This is a genomic window from Aeromicrobium sp. Sec7.5 (assembly GCF_036867135.1).
Lineage (GTDB): Bacteria > Actinomycetota > Actinomycetes > Propionibacteriales > Nocardioidaceae > Aeromicrobium.
In genome coordinates this window covers 1,846,417-1,870,047 of sequence record NZ_JBAJIJ010000001.1, presented here as the reverse complement: position 1 = coordinate 1,870,047, position 23,631 = coordinate 1,846,417, and the positions used below count along the sequence as shown (strand labels likewise).

The following is a 23,631-nucleotide window of genomic DNA, read 5'->3' as shown; positions in this document are numbered from 1 at the left end:
CGCGCTCAGGGGACCCAGTCGTACCAGAGGGGTTCGACGCCGTAGCCCTTCCCGGCCGAGAAGTCGTACTGCACGAGCCGGTAGTCCTCGAGCAGGCGACGTTGGTCCTCGGACAGGTCCTCCTCGTCGACGGGGGTGCCGTCTCCGGCCACGATCAAGCCCCGGCCGACCGATCCGATCTCGTCCTGCACGTGCTGCAGGAGCCGGTAGTACGGGGGGAGCGGAGCGCCGACCATCTCTGCGGCCATCGGCAGCAGGCCGGTCGCGTCGACGACGCCGATGTCGCGGCCAGGGTCGATGACGTCGAGGTTCGACCACAGCAGGACCGGGGTCAAGAGCGTCCCGATCGGCTCGTTGGCCTCCCGCAGGTCGGCCGGGAGGACACCGGGGTAGTGGTCGCCGTAGTAGACGACCACCGTCGGTCGCTCCCGTTCGGCGAGAGCGGCAAGGAACTCGTCGAGCGCCGCGTCGCTGTGCTCCAGCCCGCGGATCCACGTCGCCAGGTGGACGCGCTCGTCGTCGTCGCCGACCAGCCCCTCGACCCCGGGCATGCCGGCGTACCAGCCGAAGAACGGTGAGTGATTCTGGATCGTGACGAGGTTGACCAGGGTTGGTGCCGTGGCATCGTCGAGCACCTCGAGCGTGCGGCCGAAGGCCTCGGCGTCCGAGATGAACGGGTTGCCGCCGAGCGGATCCACCGACGCGAAGTCGTCCTCGTCGAGGAACTCGTCGAACCCGAAGGCGTCGTACACCGACCGACGCTGGTACATCGATGCGCTGAACGGGTGGACCGCGACGGCCTCGGAGCCGTGGGAGGTGAGCCAGCCGGCCGCTGACGGGAAGGTTCGGCTGCCGGCGACGAACGACTGGTACGGCGAGAAGATCTGCGGCTCGAGCAGGCCGATGGACTGCCCCGTGAGCACCTGGTACTCCATCGTCGAGGTGCCGGTGCCGTAGTAGGACGCCACGGTCTGGCCCGACCATCCCTCGCCGCCGCGGGCGCGGAGCTGCGGCAGGGGGTCACGCTCGATCGAGAGCCCACTGAGTCGGGTCGGATCGGAGAAGCTCTCCGAGAGCACCACGACCACGTCCATGTCGGCCAGGCTCGGGGTGTCCCCGTCCCGGTCGGGCAGGTCCTCGGAGTAGCGCGCGACGATCTCCTCGATCCGTTCGCGGCTGTAGCCGTCGGGCACCTGCATCGCGAGGCCCGGCACGTTGGTCAGGAACCCGGCCACGAAGCCGTTGGCGGCATAGTTCTCGAGCTGACCCCACGGACAGCAGCCGACGCTGCTCCCGGCGTAGAGGCTACGCAGCGGGTTGCCGGGCCGGTTGAAGTCGAGCGCGACCGCGACGGTCAGGGCCAGCACCGGGGCGAGTCCGAGGCTCACGAGCCGGCGGCGCCGGCGTACCGCCTCGGACGCGCCCGCGACGTGCCGTCGGCGACGCCGGTCGGCCCAGACGGCCAGCGCCATGACGAGGCCCGCGCCCAGGAGCGGCAGGACGATCGTGGCCGTGCTCGTCTGCGACGACAGGAAGTCGGGGTTGGACAGGAAGCCGAGGTCGGTCGGCAGCAGCGGCTCACCGAGCACCGTGAGCTTCTCGCGCTGGGCGACGTGCCCCGCGACCGCGATCCCGACGACCGCGGCGAGCACGAGCCATCGTTGCCGGGTCACGACGAGGAGCAGGGCGACGAGCAGCCACACCAGCCCGAGCCCGACGGCGTCGTCGAGGATGTCGTGCGTGGCGACGCCTCGTTCGGCGGCGACCTCGTGGATCGGCGTGGTCATCAGCCAGACGACGAGATAGGCGGCGACGGCCGCGAGCGCGAGGTCGGGCACGGCGCTGCGGCGCAGCGCTGGGATCCACGACATCGGGAAAACTCTACCGAGCGGGTCTCCGCAGGACGACGAGGGCCAGCACGGCCGCGGCGAGCGCGAGCACCGCCGCGGCGGCGAAGACCGTGTGGAGCTGGGCGATGCCGGCGTCGAGGAGGAGGTCGTCGTAGGCCTGGCAGCGCGTGGTCGCGCCGCAGACGTCGGCGGGGGAGTCGATGCCGCCGGCCTCGGCGTAGAACGACCTCAGGCCGAGGGTCGTGAGCGCCGAGATGCCGATCAGCATGCCGACCATGCGGGCCACGACGAGCAGCGCGCTCGCGATGCCGTGCACGGCGTCACGCGTGTGGTCGAGCAGGGCCGCGTTGACCGGAGCGATCGCCAGGCCGAAGCCGAGACCACCGACGACCAGCGAGAGCGTCTCGATCGGGGACTCCAGGGAGGTGGCGTCCCAGGTCGACATGTGCCAGAACGCGCCCGCCGACATGAGCATGGCGACGGCCGTCAGCGGTGCGGGGGAGACGCGGCGGAGCAGGAAGCCGCCCAGGACCGCACCGACCGGGAGGGCCACGAGGAACCGCACCAGCACGAGCGCGGCGTCGAGCTGGGAGTCGCGGTACACGGTCAGGCGGGCGAACAGCGGGATGTCGACCAGGGCGGCGATGAGGGAGGCGCCGATCAGGAACGACACGGCCACGGCGCCCCAGGCCTGCCGCGCCGTGAGCGCCGCTCGGGGGATGAGCGGCTGGCGGGCGGTGCGCTGGCGAACCACGAACGCCACCAGCGCGACACCGCCGATCGCCAGCAGCACCGGTGCGTCCTCGGAGATGGCCTGCTGCTCGGGGTCGGCGGACGCGAAGGAGACGATCACGGTGCCGAGCGCGACCGCCATGAGCGCCGCGCCCAGGAGATCGACCTCCCGGGCCACCGAGGGCCAGGCGCGCACCACGAGCAGTGGGCGCCGTGCGGTGACCTGGCGCAGCACGAACACGACGACGATCGCGTAGAGCGCCAGGGCGAGGGGGGTGAGCCATCGCGACTCGCCCACGACGGGGATGAACGCCAGCCCGGACGTGATGCCGCGGGCCAGCGACGCCGGCTCGAGCATCACCACGACGAGGACCACGAGCGCCGCGAGGGCCAGGACGAGCCCGATCCAGTCACGGTGCCCCGCGCGGACCGGTGGTGACTCGGTCGGGGCCTCCGTCAGGGACTCGGTCGGGGCGTCGCCCGTGCGCAGGCTCAGGATGGCCGCACCGATGAGGGCTCCCACCGCGGCGTTGAGCCAGAAGATGTCGCGCCAGTCGCCGACCGCGAGGACGACGGCCCCGTACAGCGGACCCATGACGCTGCCCAGCTCCTGGACGGCGCCGACGATGCCGAGCGGTAGTCCGCGGCGCTCGGGTGGCCAGGCGTCGGCCACGAGCGCCAGGGTCGGCGGGATGAGTCCGCCGCCGCCCAGGCCCTGCACGAACCGTCCGGCCACCATCGACTCGAGGTCGTAGGCCGCTGCCGTGACGACCGAGCCGATCGCGAAGACGACGAGGCATCCGGTCAGCACCGGGAGTCGGCCACGGACGTCGGCGATCCGCCCGATGAGGGGCAGCACCGCGACGTAGCCGAGGAGGAAGCCCGACACGACGGGGGCGGCCCGCTGCAGCTCGTCGATGTCCAGGCCGACGGCCGACATCATGTCGGGCAGCGCCAGGACGACGACGTAGGTGTCGGCGGCGGCGAACCCGATCGCGACGGCCGCGAGGGTCAGCAGGCCGCGGGTGGCGACCCGGACCGTGGGATCGCTCATCCCGTGCCGCTCACGCCCCGCCGGTGCGGGTCGGCGCCTCGATCGTGGGCGACTCGTCGGACGCCGTGACGGTGACGACGTAGGTGACCTCGTCGGCGTCCGGGTAGAACGCACCGGTCAAGGTGAGGTCCTGGACCTCGTCGTCGTCGGTGAGGCGGACGACGACCTCGACGTCCGCGTCGGGATCGGCCGAGGGGATCAGCGCCGCGACCATCTCGCCCGGCACGGTCCCCGTGATGGCGGTGAGGACGGTCTCGCCGTCGCGCTCCTGGCTCGTCGACTCGACCTCGACGTCGCTCAGCAGCGACACGACGCCCTCGCCCGGCAGGCCGATGAGGGTGGCGGGGTCCGGCGCGCCGTACTCGGCGGGGTCGATCGTGAAGAAGTCGGGCGAGAAGCCGAGCTTGGCCCACAGCTGCCCGTCGACCGCGACGACCTCGGCCGAGAGGCTCGTGCCGCCGGCCGCGATCGTGACGTCGCCCTCGAAGGCGGGCGTGCGGTTGCCGAAGCCCTTGGCCGACTCCAGGCCCCGGACCCCGCTCGGGAGGCTGCCGTCGACCGCGATGGAGAAGTCGATGCGCTCGGCCTCCCCGAGCGCCGCGGCGGCCGTGTCGAGACGGCCCGCAGCCTCGTCGGGATCGATCGCGTCCCCGGAGCCGGAGCACCCGGCCAGCAGGAGGGCGGGGAGCAGGACGCCGAGGACGACGAGTCGGGGTGAGCGCACGTCGTCAGTCTGACACGGGCGAGAGTGCCCCCGCAGGTCCGGCGACGGCCAGGACGGGCTGGTCCAGGGGTGTGCCGGACCCGTCGCGGCGTGGGTCGACCTCGGGCAGTGGCACGGGCGAGCCGCTCGCGGCGCAGGCCACGGGTTGGCCGTCGCCGACCCAGGCGACCACGAGGGCGTCCTCGCCCCGGAGCAGCCGCTGGCAGCGCACGCCACCGGTGGCGCGCCCCTTGGCCGGGTAGGCCGACATCGGCGTGACCTTGGCCGATCCCGTCTCGGTGCCCGGCAGCGCGTCGCTGCTGCCGGCGATCGTGACGACATGGGCGGCCTCCGGGTCGCGCACCGCCCCGAAGGCGACGACGTGCTGGCCCGCCGCGAGCTTGACCCCGGCGACGCCGCCGCCGCTACGTCCTTGCGGACGCACGAGGTCGGCCGGGAAGTGGAGCAGCTGGGCGTCGGAGGTGACGAAGGCGAGCTGCTCGTGACCCGTGACGAGGTCGACGGCGCCGACGACCTCGTCGCCGGCGGCCAGGCTGACGACCTCCCACTCGTCGCGGCCCTTGAGGTGGTCGGGCCGGACGCGCTTGACGGTGCCCTGACGCGTGCCCAGGGCGATGCCGGGCTGGTCCTCGCCGAAGGTCATGAGGGTCACGGTGCGAGCGTCGGTGGCGACGAGCTCACCGACCGGCACCCCGCCCTGGACCGACGGTGCACCCGCGGTGGGAGGGAGCGCGGGGAGGTCGAGCACCGAGACGCGGCGGACCGTGCCGTCGCTCGTGACGACGCCGATCTGGCCGCGGGCGGTGGTGCGCACCGCCGCCACCACGACGTCGTGCGCCGCCCGCGACTCCGCGGGCCCCGGAGGGCTGGCGTCCGCGGTGCGCGCCAGCAGCCCCGTGGCCGAGAGCAACGCCCAGCACGGGTCGTCGGCGACCTCGACGGGGGTGGCGGCCGTCACGGTCTGGCCGGCCGACGCCAGCAGGATCGTGCGCCGCGGCGTGCCGAACTGCTTGGCCATGGCGGCCAGCTCGTCGCCCACGACAGAACGCAGCAGCATCTCGTCGGCCAGGATCGCGTCGAGCTCCTCGATCGTGCGGCGCAGCTCGTCGATCTCGTTCTCGACCGCGATGCGGTCGTACCGCGTCAGTCGGCCCAGCGTGAGGTTGAGGATGTACTCGGCCTGCTCCGTCGACAGGTCGAACACGCTCATCAGGCGCTCGCGGGCCTCGCTGCGGTTCTCGCTGCTGCGGATCAGCTGGATGACCTCGTCGATGTCGACCAGGGCCAGCAGCAGGCCCTCGAGGAGATGCAGGCGCGCGGCGGCCTTGGCGCGCCGGAAGCTGGTGCGGCGCCGGACGACGTCACAGCGGTGCTGGAGGTAGACCTCGAGCATCTCCTTGATCCCGAGGGTGCGTGGCTGGCCGTCGACCAGCGCGACCGCGTTGATGCCGAACGACGTCTCGAGCGGCGTCATCTTGTACAGCTGCTCGAGGATCGCCTCGGGGACGAAGCCGTTCTTGACCTCGATCACGATCTCGAGCCCCGAGTGCCGGTCGGAGAGGTTCTTCAGGTCGGCGATGCCCTGCAGCTTCTTGGTCTGCACGAGCTTCTTGACGGCCTCGATGACCTTCTCGGGGCCCACGTTGTAGGGCAGCTCGGTGATCACGACGGCCTTGCGGCGGCCGACCTGGTCGATGCGCGCGGTGGCACGCATGCGGAACGAGCCGTTGCCCGTGGCGTACGCGTCGCGCACGCCGTCGAGCCCGATGATCTTGCCGCCCGTGGGCAGGTCGGGCCCGGGGATGAAACGCATCAGGTCCTCGAGCGACGCCGAGGGGTGCTTGATGAGGTGCCGACAGGCCTGCACGACCTCGACGAGGTTGTGCGGCGCGATGTTGGTGGCCATGCCCACGGCGATGCCCGAGGCACCGTTGACGAGCAGGTTGGGCAGCGCGGCGGGGAGCACGACGGGCTCGGTCTCGCGACCGTCGTAGTTGGGTCGGAAGTCGACCGTGTCCTCCTCGATGGAGGCGGTCATGGCCTCGGCGGCCGGGTCCATGCGGCACTCGGTGTAGCGCATCGCGGCGGGTGGGTCGTCGGGGGAGCCGAAGTTGCCGTGCCCGTCGACCAGCGGCACGCGCAGCGACCAGTGCTGGACGAGCCGGACGAGGGCGTCGTAGATCGCGCTGTCGCCGTGCGGGTGGAGCCGACCCATGACCTCACCGACGGGTCGGGCGGACTTGACGTGGCCGCGGTCGCTCCGCAGGCCCATCTCGTCCATCGTGTAGAGGATCCGGCGCTGCACGGGCTTGAGGCCGTCGCGCGCATCGGGGAGGGCGCGCGAGTAGATGACCGAGTAGGAGTACTCCAGGAAGCTCGACCGCATCTCCTCGCGGATGTCGGTGTCGACGATGTGCTCCTCGAAGTCGTCGTCGACCTCGGTGCCCGTGCTCGTCCTGCGTGCCATGCCGTCCTTCCCACTGCCGCCCCGCGGCTCGGGACCGCCCACCATTGTGGCGGTCCGCGCCGACGAGGCGACACCTGCCACGCCGGGCGGATCCGGCACGAGTCCATCCAGGCGGCGCAGGCGGTAGATTGACCGCGTGACCGAAGCGCCCGAAGTGGAGGATCTCCACCCGGTCCCCGAGTGGGAGGCCGACGTCCTGCTGCGCGACGGGCGCGTGGCCCAGCTCCGGCCCATCGTCGCGGCCGACTCCGACGAGTTCATCGCGTTCTACGGCCGCGTCTCCGAGGAGTCCAAGTACTTCCGGTTCTTCGCGCCGTACCCGACCCTGTCGGCTCGCGACGTCCGCCGGTTCACCGTGGTCGACCACGAACGACGGGTCGCCTTCGTCATGACCCTGCACGGCCAGATCATCGCGGTGGGTCGCTACGACGCCACGAGCGACGACGAGGCCGAGGTCGCGTTCCTGGTCGAGGACGCGCACCAGGGTCGCGGGATCGGCCAGCTCCTGCTCGAGCACCTGGCCCAGGCCGGTCGCGAGCGCGGGCTGGAGCGGTTCCACGCCGAGGTCCTGCCGAGCAACGCCCGGATGCTGCAGGTCTTCCGTGAGATGGGCTACTCGCTCACGGCCGAGCTCGCCGACGGGGTGCAGCAGCTGACCTTCCCGCTGGACAACACCGACACGGCGGTCGGCGTCATGCGGGCCCGCGAGCAGCGTGCCGAGGCCGCCTCGATCGCCCGCATCTTCGACGCGCGCAGCATCGCGGTCATCGGCGCCAGCCGTCGCCAGGACTCGATCGGCCAGGCCATGGTGCGCAACCTCGTGCTGGGCGACTACTCCGGCGCGGTCTACGCCGTCAACAGCAGCGCCGAGGCCGTGTCGGGCCTGCCGGCGTACGCCTCAGTCCAGGACATCCCCGACGAGGTCGAGATCGCGATCGTGGCCGTGCCGGCCGAGTCCGTCACCGACGTCGTGCTCGACTGCGCCGCCAAGGGGGTGCACGGGCTGGTCGTGATCTCCGCGGGCTTCGCCGAGGAAGGCATCGAGGGACGCAAGCGCCAGCGCGCCCTGCTCGGCCTGTGCCGCTCCTACGGGTTGCGCCTGATCGGACCCAACTGCCTCGGCGTCATCAATACCGCGCCGCACCGTCAGCTCAACGCCTCACTCTCGCCGGCCATGCCGCCGCAGGGGCGCGTCGGCTTCTTCTGCCAGTCCGGAGCCCTCGGCACCGCGATCCTCGAGACCGTGTCGCGCCGCGGCCTCGGCCTCTCGACGTTCGTCTCCGCGGGCAACCGCGCCGACGTCTCGGGCAACGACCTGCTGCAGTTCTGGCAGGAGGACGACGCGACCGAGGTCGTGCTGCTCTACCTGGAGTCGATCGGCAACCCGCGCAAGTTCTCGCGCATCGCCCGTCGCGTGGCGGCCACCAAGCCGATCGTCGCCGTGAAGTCCGGTCGATCCACCCAGGGTGTGCCGGTCGGGCACACCGTCCGTCGCAGCTCCGCGCCGCAGGCCGCCGTCGACGCGATGTTCCGTCAGGCCGGCGTCATCCAGGTCGACACGCTCGACGAGATGTTCGACGTCGCGCAGGTCCTGGCGCACCAGCCGCTGCCGCGCGGCAACCGGGTCGCGATCGTGGGCAACTCCGACGCCATGGCCCTGCTCGTGGCCGACGCGGGCAGTGCCGCCGGCCTGGAGGTGCTCAAGCCCGTCTCGCTGGGCGCGTCCGCCGACGCCGAGGACTTCGAGGCCGCGATCGAGAGCGCGCTGGCCAATCCGCACGTCGACGCCCTCGTCGTGGTCTACATCCCGCCGCTCAACACCAGCGGCGAGGAGGTCGCCGACGTCCTGGCGGCGATCGGCGAGCAGTCGGACAAGCCCATCGTGTCGACCTTCCTCGGCAGCGAGGGCGTGCCCGAGCTGCTGCGCGTCCCGGACGTCGCCGGAGGCTCGGCGGGCCGTGGCTCGGTGCCGTCGTACTCGGCGCCGGAGTCCGCGGTCCGCGCGCTGGCGCGCGTCGTCAACTACGCCGAGTGGGCCTCACGCGAGCATGGTGACTTCGCCCAGTTCGACGACATCCGCGCCGGCGACGCGCGTGCCCTGATCGACCAGGTGCTCGAGCTCGCGCCGCGGGGCGCCGTGCTGTCGACCGAGCAGGTGCACGAGCTGCTCGACTGCTACGGCATCGACATGTGGACCTGGATCAACGTGCACGACGCCGATCAGGCCGTCGCCGCCGGCGAGCAGCTCGGGTGGGACGTCGTCCTGAAGGCGGGCAGCGAGCACCTGCGTGCCCGCCCCGACCTGGCGCACATCTGGCGCTCGATCCACTCCGCCGACGACATGCGGCGGGCCTGGGCCGAGATGTCGCGCTGGTCGGGCGTCCGCGCCGACACCCGCTTCTACGTGCAGCGCACGGTCTCCGACGGTGTCCCGCTGGCCTTCAGCGCCTCCGAGGACGGACTGTTCGGTCCGCTCGTGTCGTTCGGCCTGTCCGGTGCCCCCAGCGAGCTGCTGGGCGACCGCACCTACGGGATCCCGCCGCTGACCGACGTCGACGTCTCGACCATGGTCACCGACCTGCGGGCCGCGCCCCTGCTGTTCGGCTACCGCGGCTCCGATCCGGTCGACGTGCCCCGGATCCACGACGTCCTGCTGCGCATCGCCGCGCTCAAGGACGACCTCCCCGAGGTGTCCGAGCTCGACCTCGAGCCCGTCGTCGTGCGCCCCGACGGCATCACGGTGCTGAGCGCCCGGGCCAAGGTCGTGCCCACGCAGGACCGCCGCGGCGAGTGGTACGCCCGTCGACTCAACCCGGCCGGTGCGCTGGGCGATACGCTGGCCTGATGGCCCACGACCGCACCGGCGAGCTGTACGCCGCGATCTCCCGCAGCGGTTACTACCCCGACATCGTCGCCGACGGGCTCCGTGACGCACTCGCGGGCGAGGAGGTCTGGGCGTTCGTCGCGCACCACGAGCCGACGTTCGACCGCGACGAGATCCGCCGCCACATGACGGTGCTCGTCCTCACCGACACCCGTGTCGTGCTGCTGCACACCGACGAGCACCCGCCCGACGACCTGGTGCCCCGGCCCTACACGTCCACGACGTCCGAGGCGGTCGGTCTCGACCGCATCGCGTCGGTCGTCGTGACTCGCATCGTGTCGACCGCGGGCAAGCTCGAGGAGGCGGTGCTGACGATCGGCTGGGGTGCGGTGTCGCGCGTCGACCTCGAGCCCGCGCGCTGCGACGACCCCGAGTGCGAGGCCGACCACGGCTACACCGGATCGGTCAGCAGCGACGACTTCTCCCTGCGCCTGGCCAGCGCCGGCGACGGCGGGCAGGCCGTCGAGGAGCTGCTCGACTTCGCCCGCCACCTCTCGTCGGTCACCTCACGCCCCTCGGCCCTCGGCCGCGGCTGACCCATCTTGTCCAGCCCCGTGTCCGTCCGCATCCACGACCTGTGGCCGTCCGTGGGCGCAGCGATGGGGGTCGACGGACTCGTCGACGTCGTGGGCCTGCCGCAGGCGCGGGGGTACGTCCTCTTCCTGGTCGACGGGCTGGGGGAGGCCAACCTCCGCGCCAACGCCGAGCACGCGCCGTTCCTGACCGGGCTGCACTCCGTGCCCGAGGTCCGCAGCAACATCCCGTCCACGACCGTCACGAGCCTGACCTCGCTGGGCACCGGGGTCACTCCCGGGCAGCACGGCGTCGCGGGCTACACCGTGCGCGTGCCCGAGACGGGGGAGCGCCTCAACTCGATCGCCTGGGACAAGCCGCTCGACCCCCGTGCCTGGCAGTCCCACCCCATGGTGCTGGAACGCATGGCTCGCCAGGGCGTGGCCGCGGCCGCCGTCAACGAGGCACGGTTCCAGGGCTCCGGCCTCACGCAGTGCAGCCAGCGCGACATCCCGTACCACGGCGTGACCTCGAGCTGGGAGCGCCACGACGTCCTGCTCGACCTGGCGGAGGCCGACGGTCGGCCGGCGGTGTACGCCTACGAGTCCAACCTCGACCACACGGGCCACAAGCACGGGTGCACGTCCCCGGAGTGGCGTGACGAGCTGCGTCGGATCGACACCGACCTGGCCCGGCTGCGGGCCGATCTGCCGGACGACGTGCGACTGCTGGTCACGGCCGACCACGGCATGATCGACCTCCCGCGCGAGGGGCGGTTCGACGTCGACGAGCACCCACGCCTGCTCGACGGCGTCGAGCTCATCGCGGGCGAGGCGCGGTTCCGCCACGTGCACACCGCCGAGCCCGAGCAGGTCGCCGCCCGTTGGCGCGAGCTGCTGGGCGACCGCGCCGAGGTCCGGTTGCGCGCGGAGTGCGAGGACTGGTTCGGTCCGCTGGACCCGGCCGTTGCCGGCCGCTTCGGCGATGTCGTCGTCGCTGCCCTCGGCGACTTCGCCGTCTTCAGCTCGCGGGAGTTCGCCCGGGAGATGGAGATGGCGGGGTTCCACGGCTCCACGAGCGACGCCGAGACCCGGATCCCCCTGTTGATCGGATGAGGTTGATCGGATGAGGGCGACATGGCTGACCTGACGTACTACTCCGGCACGATGGACTCCGGCAAGAGCACGCTCGCGCTGCAGGTCGACCACAACCACCGGGCCCGGGCGCGGCACGGACGGGTCTTCACGTCCCGCGACCGGGCCGGTGCCGGGGTCATCTCGAGCCGCCTCGGGCTGTCGGTCGAGGCCATCGAGGTCGACGCCGCCTTCGACTTCTGGGGCTACGTGGTGCACGAGCTCACGCACGCCCAGCGGATCGACTACATCGTGGCCGACGAGGCGCAGTTCTACACGACCCACCAGATCGACACCCTGGCCCGCATCGCCGACGAGCTCGACATCGACGTGTTCTGCTTCGGCATCCTCACCGACTTCCGGACCCGTCTCTTCGAGGGCTCGGCCCGCCTGGTCGAGCTCGCGGACCGGGTCATGACCCTGCAGGTCGAGACCCTGTGCTGGTGCGGCTCGCGTGCCACGCACAACGCCCGGACCGAGAACGGGATCATGGTCACCGAGGGTGACGTCATCGTCGTGGGCGACGTCGACGACCCGGACCGTCCGGCGCCGCAGGTCGGCTACGAGGTGCTGTGCCGCCGGCACCACCGCCGGCGCATGACGGCCGCAGCCGCGCAGGCCGCAGCGATGTCGCCCGACGTCCTGCCCTTCGACTGAGCGGCACGCGACCCAGGACGACCCCGGCGCCGGGCCTCAGGCGTCGCGTCCGCCGAACATGATCTCGTCCCAGCTCGGGACCCGACGCCGCTCGTGCTTGCGACGGTCCTCGGGCCGGGAGGTCTCGGCCTCGGCCTCGGGCTCCGGCTCCGCGTCGGGCCCGGACTGGTGGTCGGACTCCTCCGGTGCGGGCTGAGCCGTCGAGGCGCGGGCCTCCTCGGCGTGCTCGTCCTCGAGGTCGCTGAAGTCGAGCTGGTCGGTGGGGTGGTCGGACCCCGGTGAGGCGGGGCCGGCCTGGGCCATCTGCTCCAGGGCGCGACGATCGCGCGCCTCCTTCAGGGAGGCGACGGGAGCGCTGATCGCGTAGTCCTCGGCCACGACCTGCGCCGCCGGAAGGACGGGCTCCTCGCCCGAGCGCTCGTCGTCCGCACGCACCTCGCCCGAGCGCACCGCATCGGCCAGGGCCATGTCGGAGGACTCGTCGGGGTGGGCGACGTCACCGACGAGGCCGTGGGCGCCATCGTCGGCGGGAAGCACGTAGCGGCTCTTGACGTCGAACACGAAGTGCGCCGCCGGCTCGCCGCGCGGCGTGACGATGACCGCCCAACGGCCGTCCTCGCGGCGCCAGGCGTCCCAGGCGGCGTCGTCGGGCACGAAGCCCGTGGCGGCCAGACAGCCGTCGACCAGCTCGCCCAGCGCGACGGGCGCGCCGCCGACGTGCTTGCGACGCAGCGGCGTGGCGCGAGCCTGCTCGGCCATGTAGGCCCGCTCGGCCAGGACGGGAGTCGCGAAGCCCTCGATCTGTGTGGCCGGGACGCCCGCGGCATCGGCGACCTCCGACACGGTCTCGCCGCGTCGGATGCGAGTCTGGATCTCGCGCGGGCTCAGTGCGCTCTCGGTCCGGGCGCTCTCGGTCCGGGCGCTCTCGGTCCGGGCGCTCTCGGTCCGGGCGCTCTGCATCCGGGGTTCGTTCGACATCGTGGTCTCCCTGGGCCTGGTGGTCTCGCGGGCGGCCTGGCCCGACGGACGGCGCTGCTCGGCGAGGGCGACCAAGCGGCTCAGTCGGTCGTCGATCGGCACGCGGAACTCCTCGCCGGAGGCCGGGTCCCGAGCGACGAGGCCGTTGCCGTCGTCACTCAAGCGGTCCGGTCCGAGCTCACGCATGTCGCCTCCTTGCTGTCCCGCCATTGTCGCCCCGGCCGTCGCGGATCCGGGGAGGACGCGCCGCTGGGCTCATCTGCCGCCCAGGGCCCGGCACCCCTGCCGGGCTCATCTGCCGCCCAAGGCCCGGCACCGACACGTGGCTCACGCCCGGGGTCCGCGCGGGAGCAGTCCCGCCAGCGAGGGCACGGGATTGCCGAACCGGTGGTGGGTGATCGAGATCGACTGCTCGTGCAGGAACGTCAGCAGCTCGACGCGACCGGACTGGGTCACAGGCCCCTCGATGAATGCGACGTCCGGGTCGCCCTCGACGAGCCGCGCGGCCTCGACGCGGGAGGAGCTGACCAGCCGTACGCGCGCGGGCCGGGTGCGGTCGAGGCGCTCCAGCCACGCGTCGTGGTCCTCCACGTGGATCTCCGCCCCGGTGACGGTCATGCGCACGTCGCTGCTGACGACGAGCGGCGCGCCGGTGCGGACGGCGGCCAGCACGAGCCGCAGGACGTCGCGACGGGAACCCTCGACCCGGGCCACGACCGGCACGGGTCGGTACCGCAGCAGGTTGCGCTCGGCGGCCAGCCGCGAGACGTCCTTGGTCAGGCCGAACTCACGACGCCAGGCCAGCTCGTCGGACCGGGCCGCGACGTCGAGCCAGGCCAGGTCCTCGCGGGGCAGGTCGGTCAGCCCGTGCATCTGCAGGAGCTGCAGGACGCGGTCGGAGAGCTCGACGTCAGGGACGCGGCGGACCGGCCGCGGTGCCCACCCGCCCAGGCGCACGAGGTGGTTGGGCCCGCCGGCCTTGGTGGTCGGACCGACCGTCGATCGCTTCCAGCCGCCGAACGGCTGGCGCTGCACGATGGCGCCGGTGGTGCCGCGGTTGACGTAGAGGTTGCCGGCCTCGACGGAATCGACCCACGTCGAGATCTCGTCGGGGTCGAGCGAGTGCAGGCCTGCGGTGAGGCCGTAGTCGGTGGCGTTCTGCCAGGCGATCGCCGTCGCGAGGTCGGGCGCGTGCATCACGCCGAGGACCGGGCCGAAGTACTCCGTGCGGTGGAACTCGCTCCCGGCCTGGACGCCGTCGCGCACGCCCGGCGACCACAGGCGCCCGGTGTCGTCGAGCGGACGGGGCTCGACCAACCACGTCTCGCCCTGACCCAGCTCGGTGAGCCCGGCCCGGAGCTTCTCGCCCGGGGGCTCCACGAGCGGGCCCATCTCGGCCGACGGGTCGGTGGGGTGCCCGACGTGGATCGAGCTGACGGCATCGACGAGCTGGCGGCGGAAGCGCTCCGACTCGCCGACCGACCCGACGAGGATCGCCAGGCTGGCGGCGGAGCACTTCTGACCGGCGTGCCCGAAGGCGCTCTGGACCAGGTCGGCGACGGCGAGGTCGAGGTCGGCGCTCGGGGTGACCACGAGGGCGTTCTTGCCGCTCGTCTCGGCGTGCAGCTGCAGGTCGGGGCGCCACGAGCGGAACAGGCGCGCGGTCTCCCACCCGCCCGTGAGGATCACGCGGTCGACGTCGGAGTGCGCGACGAGAGCCTTGCTGAGCGGCCCCTCGGGCACCGTGACGAGCCGCAGGACGTCGCGTGGGATGCCGGCCTCCCACAGGGCCTCGACCACGACGGCCGAGCTTCGCGGCGTCTGGGGTGCGGGCTTGATGATGACGGCGCTGCCGGCGGCCAGGGCGGCGAGCACCGAGCCGGCCGGGATGGCGACCGGGAAGTTCCAGGGCGGGGTCACGACCGTGAGGGACGACGGCTCGAACTTCGCGCCGTCGACGGCGTCGAGGCGCACCAGTGCCTCGGCGTAGTAGTGCGCGAAGTCGACCGCCTCGCTGACCTCGACGTCGGCCTGGGCCACCGTCTTGCCGGCCTCGGCGGCCATGACGGCCACGAGGTCGCCGCGGCGGTGCGCCAGTGCGTGACCCGCTTGGTGCAGCAGCCAGCTGCGGACCTGGACGTCGCGCTCCTGCCACTTGCGAGCGGCCGAGCGCGTCTGGCGCACGAGTGTCTCCAGGCCGGCCGGCCCGTGGATGCGCGCCTCCTCGATCGTGCCCTCGCCCATCGTCGTGTACACGCTGCGCTCGAGCTGCTCGAGCGCCCAGGCGCGGTTGCCCGCGACGGCCGGGTCGGTGTCCGGGGTGTTGCCGAACGTCGCGACGTCGGTCGAGAAGGTCTCCTGGCGCCGGTCCTGCACCCGGTGACTGGCGGGAGCGTCACGGTGCACCAGGTCCATCGAGGCGAGGAAGCGGTCGGCCTCGCGCGTGAACGTGGCGGCGTCGGTCAGGCGGAACACCGAGGAGAGGAAGTTGTCGCTGCTCGCGTTCTCCTCGAGGCGCCGGATGAGGTAGGCGATCGCGACGTCGAACTCGTCGGGGTGCACGACCGGCGTGTAGAGCAGGATTCGACCGACGGTCTCGCGGACGGCCCGCACGGGGCCCGCGTCCATACCGAGCAGCATCTCGACGTCGATCGCCTCGGTGACGCCGCGCTCCTCGGCCAGCAGCCAGGCCCAGGCGATGTCGAACAGGTTCTGCCCGGCCACGCCCACGCGGACGGCGTCGACGCGGTCCGCGCGCAGGGCGTTCTCGAGCAGTCGCTTGTAGGACGCGTCGGTCTCGACCTTCGAGCCCCAGGTGGCCAGCGGCCATCCGTGGAGCTCGGCGTCGACCCGCTCCATCGCGAGGTTGGCACCCTTGACGACGCGCACCTTGACGGGAGCCCCGCCCCGGAGGCGGCGCTCATAGGCCCAGCGGTGCAGACGCTCGTAGGCATCGTGCGCATCAGGCAGGTAGGCCTGCAGCACGATGCCGGCCGTGAGGTCGGGGAACGCCTCGAGCGCGCGCGTGAAGACCGCGATCGTGAGGTCGAGGTCGCGGTACTCCTCCATGTCGAGGTTGACGAACTTGGGCTCGTCGCTGGCGGCGGCGGCCGCGTAGATCGGCCGGAGGTGGTCGACGACGCGCTCGACGGTGGCGTCGAAGCCCCACAGCGAGAGGCGACTGGCAACCGACGACACCTTGACCGAGACGTAGTCGACGTCGGACCGGCCGAGCAGGGTGACGACCGCGTCGCGCCGCCGAGCGGCCTCGCCCTCGCCGAGCACCGCCTCGCCGAGCAGGTTCAGGTTGAGCCGGTGGCCCCCCTTGGTGAGTCGGGTGATGGTGGCGCCGAGCGGCTCGGGCCTCGCATCGACGACCAGGTGACCCACGAGTCGGCGCAGGACCTTCGTGGCCGTGCGGACGACGAAGCCCGGAGCGACGCGTGACACGCGGGCACCCCAACGGAGGGCGGAGCGCTGGTGCCAGGGAAGGAAGCCTGGTGGGCGGCGGGCGAGGCGGCGCAGATTGGCGGCGGCGACCTCGTGGTCCTCGGGGCGGATGACCCGGTCGACGAAGTCGATCGTGAACTGCAGGCCGTCGGCGTCGGCGAGGAGCTCGGCCAGGCGTCGGGCTGACGGATCGACCCGGCCACGGCGCGGCGAGGAGTCGACCCAGGAGCGCGCCAGGTCAACGGCGCGCGCGGGCAGGTGCTGGGCGTCGGTCATGGCGCCCCCAGCCTAGTGCCGGACGGCGTCGCTCCGCTCCGGCAGCCGGAAGCTGAGCGCCACACCTGTCGCGACGACCCCCGCGACGAGCGGGACGAGAAAGCCGGCGGACGCGTTCCAGGCGTGGTCGACGACCCATCCGGACAGTGCCGCGCCGGGGGCGACGCCGACCGAGAGGCCCAGCGTGGTCCATGACAGCGCCTCGGTCAGGCGGGCCTCGGGCACGCTCGCGCGGACGAGGTGCACGGCCGCCACGAGGGTCGGGGAGATCGCGGCGCCGCCGACGAACAGGCATACCGCGGCCCACGGCAGCTGCGGGACGACGGCGAGCGGCACGAACGAGAGCGTCAGGGCAATCAGCGACGTGCGGAGCCGACCGACGACGTCCTCGGGTGCCGGGAGCAGGCCGATGACCAGACCGGCGCCCAGGCTGCCGGCGGCCCAGACCGCGAGCATGACCCCGGCGAGGCCCGGACGGCCCTGCTCCTCGGTCAGCGCGACGACGACGACCTCCGCGGCGCCGAAGATGATGCCGATCCCGATGCTGGCGACCACGACCGGCACGAGGACGCGACGGTCCAGCGGCACCCGCGGACCCGGAGCGCGCCGCACGACCGGGGGAGCCGTGGCGTGCTGGACGCCGAGGGCGAGGCTGCCGAGCGTGCCGGCGACGCCCGCCAGGCCGATGCCGGCGAACTCGTGGACCTGGAGCGTGACCCAGGTCGCAAGGACGGGACCCACGATGAAGACGACCTCGTCGAGCACGGCCTCCAGGGCGAAGGCGGTGTTCAATTCTCGGGGGTTCAGCTCCCTCGGGTCGCTCGTCCGTGGGTTGCCCAGCAGGTGGGACCACCGCGCACGGACCATGTTGCCGGTCTGGGGCGTGGCGGCGCCGGCGACGACCGCCGCCAGGTGGGGGAGCGGCGTGGCCGCGTCACCCGCGATCGCCAGGACGAGCAGGGTGACCCCGGTGCCGAAGCCGAGGGCCCAGATGGTCAGCACCCTCGACTGCCCCCACGTGTCGATGAGGCGACCCTGGAGCGGTGCGGTCGCCGCGGCGGCCAGCACGTAGGCGGCCGACACGGTGCCGGCGAAGGCGTAGGAGTCGGTGCGTGCCGCGACGACCACGACGATCGACAGCCCCAGCATCGAGAGCGGCAGGCGCGACACGAGCCCGGTCGCGCTGAACGCGAGGGCGCCGGGGCGCGCGAGCACGACGCGGTACGGCGAAGCCACGGGTCGTCCTCCTGTTGGTCGGGGGCCACTCTAGAGCGGTCCGAGGACGGGGGTGACACGATGGGGCCATGGGTGACACTGCACCGCTCGACGCGATCCTGCTGGTCTCGTTCGGGGGCCCCGAGCACGCCGACGAAGTGGTCCCGTTCCTCGAGAACGTGACCCGCGGCAAGGACATTCCGCGTGAACGACTCGTCGAGGTCGGTGAGCACTACTTCGGCTTCGGCGGCCGGTCGCCGATCAACGACGCGAACCGTGCCCTGCTGGCCGGCATCGAGGCCGACCTGCAGGCCCACGACATCGACCTGCCGGTCTACTGGGGCAACCGGAACTGGGACCCGTACCTGCGCGAGACGCTCGAGCAGATGGCGGCCGACGGACATCGCGAGATCGCGTGCTTCGTCACCAGCGCCTACTCCTCCTACTCGGGCTGCCGCCAGTACCGCGAGGACCTGTTCGAGGCGTCCGAGGGCCTCGACGTCCGCCTGCACCGGCTGCGGCACTACTTCAACCACCCCGGGTTCGTGGGACCGATCACCGACGCCGTGCGGTCCGCCCTCGACTCGGCGCCGGCCGACACGCGCCTGGTGTTCGTGACCCACTCGATCCCCACCTCGATGAACGAGGCCTCCGGCGGTCCCGGTGCGTTCGCGTACGAGCGCCAGCACGGCGAGGTCGCCCGCCTGGTGAGCGAGGCGGTCGGGCACGCCGAGCACGACCTCGTCTACTGCTCGCGCTCCGGGCCGCCCCAGGTGCCGTGGCTCGAGCCGGACGTGAACGACCACCTCGAGGAGCTGGCCGAGCGGGGCGTGACCTCGGTCGCCGTGGTCCCGATCGGCTTCATCTCCGACCACATGGAGGTGGTGTTCGACCTCGACACCGAGGCGTCGGCCACGGCCGAGCGGCTGGGTCTGGCCTATGTCCGCGTCGACACTCCCGACACGGCCCCCGCCTTCATCGAGATGGTGCGCGAGCTCACCGTGGAGCGTGCGGCTGCGCTGCGCGAGGAGTCCCCGGAGCGCGTCACGGTGGGGGAGCTCGCGCCGTGGACGGACCACTGCGCGGCGAACTGCTGCCTCAACCCCCGGTCCACCCGCACGGCCCTGGTGTGAGTCCCGCGACCGCGGAGCCGCAGGCGCTGCTCGACCTGGCCGTCGAGGTCGGTCGGGAGGCCGCGGCTCTCGTGCGGCGCCTCCGTCCGGAGGGTCGGGTGCCCGTCGCCGACACCAAGTCGAGCGCGACCGACCCCGTCACCGCGATCGACCGGGCGAGCGAGGAGCTCATCCGGGCCCGGGTCGCCGCGGCGCGACCCGACGACGGCTTCCTCGGCGAGGAGGGGGACACGCTCGTCGGCACGAGCGGCGTCGAGTGGGTGGTCGATCCCATCGACGGCACCGTCAACTTCATGTACGGCGTGCCGGCCTACGCCGTCTCGATCGCGGCCCGGAGAGGCGACGACGTCCTGGCCGGGTTCGTCGTCAACGTGGCCGACGGCCGCGAGTGGGGCGCGACCCTCGGTGGCGGGGCGTTCCGCCTCGACGGCACGCCGCACCGCATCACCACGCCGGCCCCGCCGCCGCTGACCCACCTGCTCGTCGCGACCGGGTTCGGGTACGACCCGCAGGTTCGCGCCGCGCAGGGCGAGGCGGTCACCCGGTTGCTGCCGCAGGTCCGTGACGTCCGTCGCATCGGGGCTGCCGCCCTCGACCTGTGCGCCCTCGCGGAGGGCACCGTCGACGCCTATGTGGAGCAGGGTCTGCACCCCTGGGACCTCGCCGCGGGCGGTCTCGTGGCGACGGAAGCAGGAGCCGTGCTGTCCGGCCTGGACGGCCCGCCTGACCGTCGCCTCGTCATGGGTGCGCACCCCGACGTCGCACCGGAATATTTCGCGCTCGTGCGCGCTTGTGGGTTCTGACGCCGCATCGCACGCAGTGCTGGGGTCGGTGTGCAACAATCACCCGGCCGGACGCTCGACCCACACCCGAGGTCGGGGGCCGCGACGTCGCTTGACAGCCCACACACCCGGGTACGCCTGACGCTGGAGGAACACACGCATGGCCACCGACTACGACGCTCCCCGCAAGACCGAGGAGGAGCAGTCCGAGGACTCCATCGAGGAGCTCAAGGCGCGCCGCCACGAGAAGAACTCCGGCAAGGTCGACGAGGACGAGGTCGAGGCGGCCGAGTCCTTCGAGCTGCCCGGAGCCGACCTCTCCCACGAGGAGCTCGCGGTCCAGGTCGTGCCCAAGCAGCTCGACGAGTTCACCTGCAGCTCGTGCTTCCTGGTGCACCACCGCAGCCAGCTCGCCGAGGAGAAGAAGAACGGGCAGCTGATCTGCCGCGACTGCGCCTACTGACGCAGTCCGCCCCACCGTTCTGATCGGATTCTCACCCAGAATTGCGCCCAGATGTGCGTTCTGACCGCGGTCAGACCACACATCTGGGCGCAATTCTCGGCGCTAGCGCTTCTTCTGCTTCTTCTTGCGCGTGCTCGCCGTGTGCTCGGCCTTGGCCTCGGCGACCTCCTTGGCCATGAGGTCGCCCTTGACGGCCTTCATGCCCGGGGGCAGGTGGCCGGTCGAGGCCACCCAGTACTGCGCCGTCTGTCGCCGCACGGCCACCTTGACCACCTGCACCAGCGCACCGCCGACGATGGCCCAGCCGATCGCCTCGCGGATCTCGACCTCCGGGTTGTCCGACGAGGTCGGGGGCTTGCGGCCCGTCACCAGGCGCCAGGCCCCGCCGGCGAGCACCGGTGCAGCGACCGTGGCGGCCAGCGTGGTGGAGCGGTCCATGAGCTTCCACGCGGTCTTCGACCGTCGGCCCTGCTTCGGCGTGGGCGACGGAGTGGTCGACGGGGTCGCGTTCTTCGTGCGCTGACGACGCTTCTTGGCCACGGTCAGGATCCCTTCTGGGGTGTGCCACCGGCGGTGGTGCGGCGCCCAGTCTGCCGCAGGTCCTCGATGGCGGCAGCCAGACGATCGGGGCGGCGGCTGCCGAGCAGCCAGTACGGGTGCGGGTCGGCGGGATCGTCGATCGTGACGCGTACACCGGTGTCGATCCACGGCCGGGTCGCGAGCCAGGCGCGGACGTCGGCCCGCGGACCCATGACCTCGCGGTACGCGGTGCGGTCGAGCACCTCCACCTGCCCCAGGAACTCCGGGGTGACGTGCGCGCGTCCGGCGTGCAGCTCGTTGCCGACCGCGACCCGCAGCGCCCCGTAGGCGCCGACGAACCCGTAGCCGATCGCGGCCGCGACGATCGTCGCCACGGTGGCGAAGACCGGCGTGGTGGCGACGAACACCAGCCACCCGCACGTGATGCCGAAGCCCGTGGCGCCGAGCCACCACCCGACGGGCGCGGTCAGTCGTTCGCGGTGCTTCATCCGCTCAGTCTAGGGTCGGCGCCATGGTCTCCATCCCCCTGACCCGTCTCGACGCGGAGGTCCCGCTCCCGACGTACGCCCGCCCCGGGGACGCCGGCGCCGACCTGGTCAGCACGATCGACGTCACGATCGCGCCGGGCGAGCGCGAGCTCGTGCCCACGGGCGTCGCGATCGCCCTGCCCGAGGGCCACGCCGCGTTCATCCATCCGCGCTCGGGGCTGGCGTGGAGGCACGGCGTGTCGATCGTCAACACCCCCGGCACGATCGACGCCGGTTACCGTGGTGAGATCAAGGTCGTCCTGGTCAACCACGACCCGCGGGAGCCGTTCACGGTCAGCCGTGGTGACCGGATCGCCCAGCTCGTCGTGCAGCGGGTCGAGACCGCGCGATTCGTGGAGGTCGACACGCTCGACGCGACGGAGCGGGGGGCCGGCGGCTACGGGTCGACCGGGGGACACGAGAGCTTGCACCGGAAGGACGTCTGATGGGGATCTTCTCGCCGCGCCGCCGAGGCGCCGAGCGCGACACCGGCACCGGCACCGACACCGAGGCGCAGGCCGCGCGCGACCAGGAGGTCGCGGCGGCCCAGCGGGAGTCCGAGAGCAGCGGCGGCCCCTGGGACCACCTCGACCAGCCGGAGCTGGGGGGACGGATCGACTTCGGGACGCTGCGCTTCAGGGTCCCGCCCGGGTACGTCGTGCAGCGGCCCGCGAACGATGTGGACGGCCAGGTCCCGGTGGTCCTGCTGCGAGGACCGGAGGGCGCGCTGCGCCTGCGGGTCTTCGCGGCACCGCGTGACGGTGGCCTGTGGGACGAGCTGCGCGCCGACGTCGTGCGGGAGGTCCAGGAGCGTGACGGCACGGCCGAGGAGATCGAGGGCCCGTTCGGCCCGGAGGTCCGGTGCGTCATCCCGGTGAAGACCCCCGACGGCGGTCCCGCCGTCCAGCCCAGCCGGGTCGTCGGCGTCGACGGTCCGCGATGGACGGTCCGCGGCACGTTCCTCGGCCCGGTCGCCAAGGATCCCCGCGACGACGGCGACCTCATGGACGTCTTCCGGGGGGTCGTCGTGGTGCGGGGTCCGGAAGCGCGACGGTCCGGCGAGGTGCTGCCCCTCACGCTCCCGCCCGGGGCGCGGGAGGCCGATGCCCCAGCGGCCGGCAGCGCCCCGGACGAGACGTCGGACGCCGGCGCGGACGCGACGTAGGATCGGGGCATGCCGGGAATCCTCAGCCGTGCGTTCGACCGGTTCACGACCGAGCAGCGCGACGCCGCCGACCTCCGCGACGACGCCGAGCGATCGGGCTGCTGCCACATGGCCGACACGGTCGAGCGCGAGCGGGTCGCGATCCACGGCGTCGTGCGCAGCGTGACGCAGCGGTCCGTCGACGGCATCTCGACGCTCGAGGCCGAGCTGTACGACGGATCCGACAGCGTGACCCTGGTGTGGCTCGGGCGACGGCGCATCACCGGCGTCGCCACGGGACGCTCGCTCACGGCGCGCGGCCGGCTCGGCACCCGTGGGGGACGCAAGGTCGTCCACAACCCCGCGTACGAGCTCGATGCCTGAGCCCACCGTCGAGACCGTCGAGGAGCTCGTCCGGCGGCAGCTGTCCGAGGCCTTCGGTGGCCTGCGAGGCGTCGTCGAGAGCGCCGTGCCCAGCGTGGCGTTCCTGGTGGCGTACCTCGTGACCGACAACCTCCGTCAGTCGATCGTCATCGCGGTCGTCATCGCCCTCGTGCTGCTCGCGGTGCGCCTCGTGCAGCGCAGCACCCCCCAGTTCGTCGTCAACGCGCTCGTCGTGATCGCGATCGGTGCATTCCTGGCCTCGCGCTCCGGCGAGGCCCGCGACGTCTTCCTCCCGGGCATCCTCTACAACGGCGCCTACGGGATCGCGCTGATCGGCAGCATCGTGGTCGGCTGGCCGGTCGTCGGGTTCCTGGTCGGCAGCCTCAGCGGCGACGTCACCGGGTGGCGACGCGACCGCGGGCTCGTGCGGCTGTGCGCGCGCCTGACGTGGCTGCTCGCCCTGCCCTGCATCCTGCGTGTCGTCGTGCAGTACCCGCTGTACGCCGCCGACGAGGTGGCGCTGCTCGGCACCGCGAAGGTCGTGATGGGCTGGCCCCTGCAGGTGGCGACCCTGCTGCTGATGGCGTGGGTGCTCCGCCGGGACTCCACGCCCGTGACGGTCCCGGTCGACCCCACCCCGCCGCCACCGCCGTTCCGCCCCGACGACCTCGACCAGCCGCCGGGTGGACCGCTCGCGAGCGACCAGTCCTGACGGGCCGGCCAGC

20 protein-coding genes are annotated in these 23,631 nt (G+C 72.5%); 11 read left to right on the top strand and 9 right to left on the bottom strand.

The window, feature by feature from the left end; genetic code table 11:
- Positions 1-5: 5 nt before the first annotated feature.
- From V6S66_RS09385 to V6S66_RS09370, 4 genes are read right to left on the bottom strand one after another with little or no spacing between them, the layout of a single operon-like run.
- Entirely contained in the window at positions 6-1,871 is a 1,866-nt protein-coding gene (locus tag V6S66_RS09385; protein WP_334206475.1) for an LTA synthase family protein, read from the bottom strand.
- 10 nt (positions 1,872-1,881) lie between these two features.
- A complete protein-coding gene (locus tag V6S66_RS09380; RefSeq protein WP_334206474.1) occupies positions 1,882-3,636 on the bottom strand; it encodes an MFS transporter in 1,755 nt (584 codons plus the stop codon).
- 10 nt (positions 3,637-3,646) lie between these two features.
- The gene (locus V6S66_RS09375) at positions 3,647-4,360 is read right to left on the bottom strand and encodes an LppX_LprAFG lipoprotein (RefSeq protein WP_334206473.1); all 714 of its coding nucleotides are present in this window, start codon (positions 4,358-4,360) and stop codon (positions 3,647-3,649) included.
- Positions 4,361-4,364: 4 nt separating this feature from the next.
- Positions 4,365-6,827 carry a DNA gyrase/topoisomerase IV subunit A gene (locus V6S66_RS09370; protein ID WP_334206472.1) on the bottom strand — a complete coding sequence of 821 codons (2,463 nt, stop codon included), beginning with the start codon at positions 6,825-6,827 and terminating at the stop codon, positions 4,365-4,367.
- A 136-nt stretch (positions 6,828-6,963) separates the two neighbouring features.
- Between V6S66_RS09370 and V6S66_RS09365 the strand changes: the two genes are divergently transcribed.
- The 4 genes from V6S66_RS09365 to V6S66_RS09350 are packed head-to-tail and all read left to right on the top strand — an operon-like array spanning position 6,964 to position 12,014.
- Positions 6,964-9,672: a bifunctional acetate--CoA ligase family protein/GNAT family N-acetyltransferase gene (locus V6S66_RS09365; RefSeq protein ID WP_334206471.1), complete on the top strand. Its 2,709-nt coding sequence runs from the start codon at positions 6,964-6,966 to the stop codon at positions 9,670-9,672.
- Positions 9,672-10,247 carry a DUF5998 family protein gene (locus tag V6S66_RS09360; RefSeq protein ID WP_334206470.1) on the top strand — a complete coding sequence of 192 codons (576 nt, stop codon included), beginning with the start codon at positions 9,672-9,674 and terminating at the stop codon, positions 10,245-10,247. Before V6S66_RS09365 ends, V6S66_RS09360 begins: the two co-directional genes overlap by 1 nt.
- A 6-nt stretch (positions 10,248-10,253) precedes the next feature.
- On the top strand, positions 10,254-11,339 hold the full coding sequence (locus V6S66_RS09355; protein WP_334206469.1) for an alkaline phosphatase family protein: 1,086 nt from the start codon (positions 10,254-10,256) through the stop codon (positions 11,337-11,339).
- A gap of 21 nt (positions 11,340-11,360) precedes the next feature.
- Entirely contained in the window at positions 11,361-12,014 is a 654-nt protein-coding gene (locus V6S66_RS09350) for a thymidine kinase (protein WP_334206468.1), read from the top strand.
- Between the two features lie 36 nt (positions 12,015-12,050).
- Here V6S66_RS09350 and sepH read toward each other — a convergent pair whose 3' ends face one another.
- The 3 genes from sepH to V6S66_RS09335 form a co-directional block, all read right to left on the bottom strand.
- Positions 12,051-13,178, bottom strand: a complete 1,128-nt coding sequence (gene sepH / locus V6S66_RS09345; protein WP_334206467.1) for a septation protein SepH — start codon at positions 13,176-13,178, stop codon at positions 12,051-12,053.
- Positions 13,179-13,319: 141 nt separating this feature from the next.
- Positions 13,320-16,718 (bottom strand): bifunctional proline dehydrogenase/L-glutamate gamma-semialdehyde dehydrogenase, encoded by a 3,399-nt coding sequence (locus tag V6S66_RS09340; protein ID WP_334206466.1) that lies wholly within the window; start codon positions 16,716-16,718, stop codon positions 13,320-13,322.
- 12 nt (positions 16,719-16,730) lie between these two features.
- Positions 16,731-17,954, bottom strand: a complete 1,224-nt coding sequence (locus V6S66_RS09335; RefSeq protein ID WP_334206465.1) for an MFS transporter — start codon at positions 17,952-17,954, stop codon at positions 16,731-16,733.
- Positions 17,955-18,022: 68 nt separating this feature from the next.
- Here V6S66_RS09335 and V6S66_RS09330 point away from each other — a divergent pair, with 68 nt between their 5' ends.
- The 3 genes from V6S66_RS09330 to V6S66_RS09320 all read left to right on the top strand — a co-directional run bounded on the left by V6S66_RS09330 (position 18,023) and on the right by V6S66_RS09320 (position 20,311).
- Positions 18,023-19,066: a ferrochelatase gene (locus V6S66_RS09330; RefSeq protein ID WP_334206464.1), complete on the top strand. Its 1,044-nt coding sequence runs from the start codon at positions 18,023-18,025 to the stop codon at positions 19,064-19,066.
- The gene (locus V6S66_RS09325) at positions 19,063-19,869 is read left to right on the top strand and encodes an inositol monophosphatase family protein (protein WP_334206463.1); all 807 of its coding nucleotides are present in this window, start codon (positions 19,063-19,065) and stop codon (positions 19,867-19,869) included. Before V6S66_RS09330 ends, V6S66_RS09325 begins: the two co-directional genes overlap by 4 nt.
- Positions 19,870-20,008: 139 nt before the next feature.
- On the top strand, positions 20,009-20,311 hold the full coding sequence (locus V6S66_RS09320) for a DUF4193 domain-containing protein (RefSeq protein ID WP_334206462.1): 303 nt from the start codon (positions 20,009-20,011) through the stop codon (positions 20,309-20,311).
- Between the two features lie 102 nt (positions 20,312-20,413).
- Here V6S66_RS09320 and V6S66_RS09315 read toward each other — a convergent pair whose 3' ends face one another.
- A complete protein-coding gene (locus V6S66_RS09315) occupies positions 20,414-20,851 on the bottom strand; it encodes a DUF4235 domain-containing protein (RefSeq protein ID WP_334206461.1) in 438 nt (145 codons plus the stop codon).
- Between the two features lie 2 nt (positions 20,852-20,853).
- Positions 20,854-21,339: a DUF3093 domain-containing protein gene (locus V6S66_RS09310; RefSeq protein ID WP_334206460.1), complete on the bottom strand. Its 486-nt coding sequence runs from the start codon at positions 21,337-21,339 to the stop codon at positions 20,854-20,856.
- 23 nt (positions 21,340-21,362) lie between these two features.
- Here V6S66_RS09310 and dut point away from each other — a divergent pair, with 23 nt between their 5' ends.
- The 4 genes from dut to V6S66_RS09290 are packed head-to-tail and all read left to right on the top strand — an operon-like array spanning position 21,363 to position 23,618.
- Positions 21,363-21,824: a dUTP diphosphatase gene (dut, locus tag V6S66_RS09305; protein WP_334206459.1), complete on the top strand. Its 462-nt coding sequence runs from the start codon at positions 21,363-21,365 to the stop codon at positions 21,822-21,824.
- A complete protein-coding gene (locus V6S66_RS09300; protein WP_334206458.1) occupies positions 21,824-22,543 on the top strand; it encodes a DUF3710 domain-containing protein in 720 nt (239 codons plus the stop codon). Before dut ends, V6S66_RS09300 begins: the two co-directional genes overlap by 1 nt.
- A gap of 9 nt (positions 22,544-22,552) precedes the next feature.
- Positions 22,553-22,906, top strand: a complete 354-nt coding sequence (locus V6S66_RS09295) for a DNA-binding protein (RefSeq protein WP_334206457.1) — start codon at positions 22,553-22,555, stop codon at positions 22,904-22,906.
- Positions 22,899-23,618: a DUF3159 domain-containing protein gene (locus V6S66_RS09290; RefSeq protein WP_334206456.1), complete on the top strand. Its 720-nt coding sequence runs from the start codon at positions 22,899-22,901 to the stop codon at positions 23,616-23,618. Before V6S66_RS09295 ends, V6S66_RS09290 begins: the two co-directional genes overlap by 8 nt.
- Positions 23,619-23,631 lie beyond the last annotated feature (13 nt).

Excerpts from the sequence above, each read along its gene's own strand:
- V6S66_RS09370 (WP_334206472.1), bottom strand. The coding sequence starts at position 6,827 with ATGGCACGCAGGACGAGCACGGGCACCGAGGTCGACGACGACTTCGAG.
- V6S66_RS09350 (WP_334206468.1), top strand. The coding sequence starts at position 11,361 with ATGGCTGACCTGACGTACTACTCCGGCACGATGGACTCCGGCAAGAGC.
- V6S66_RS09360 (WP_334206470.1), top strand. The coding sequence starts at position 9,672 with ATGGCCCACGACCGCACCGGCGAGCTGTACGCCGCGATCTCCCGCAGC.
- V6S66_RS09290 (WP_334206456.1), top strand. The coding sequence starts at position 22,899 with ATGCCTGAGCCCACCGTCGAGACCGTCGAGGAGCTCGTCCGGCGGCAG.
- V6S66_RS09300 (WP_334206458.1), top strand. The coding sequence starts at position 21,824 with ATGGGGATCTTCTCGCCGCGCCGCCGAGGCGCCGAGCGCGACACCGGC.
- V6S66_RS09380 (WP_334206474.1), bottom strand. The coding sequence starts at position 3,636 with ATGAGCGATCCCACGGTCCGGGTCGCCACCCGCGGCCTGCTGACCCTC.
- sepH (WP_334206467.1), bottom strand. The coding sequence starts at position 13,178 with ATGCGTGAGCTCGGACCGGACCGCTTGAGTGACGACGGCAACGGCCTC.
- dut (WP_334206459.1), top strand. The coding sequence starts at position 21,363 with ATGGTCTCCATCCCCCTGACCCGTCTCGACGCGGAGGTCCCGCTCCCG.
- V6S66_RS09330 (WP_334206464.1), top strand. The coding sequence starts at position 18,023 with ATGGGTGACACTGCACCGCTCGACGCGATCCTGCTGGTCTCGTTCGGG.
- V6S66_RS09320 (WP_334206462.1), top strand. The coding sequence starts at position 20,009 with ATGGCCACCGACTACGACGCTCCCCGCAAGACCGAGGAGGAGCAGTCC.
- V6S66_RS09295 (WP_334206457.1), top strand. The coding sequence starts at position 22,553 with ATGCCGGGAATCCTCAGCCGTGCGTTCGACCGGTTCACGACCGAGCAG.
- V6S66_RS09385 (WP_334206475.1), bottom strand. The coding sequence starts at position 1,871 with ATGTCGTGGATCCCAGCGCTGCGCCGCAGCGCCGTGCCCGACCTCGCG.
- V6S66_RS09310 (WP_334206460.1), bottom strand. The coding sequence starts at position 21,339 with ATGAAGCACCGCGAACGACTGACCGCGCCCGTCGGGTGGTGGCTCGGC.
- V6S66_RS09340 (WP_334206466.1), bottom strand. The coding sequence starts at position 16,718 with ATGACCGACGCCCAGCACCTGCCCGCGCGCGCCGTTGACCTGGCGCGC.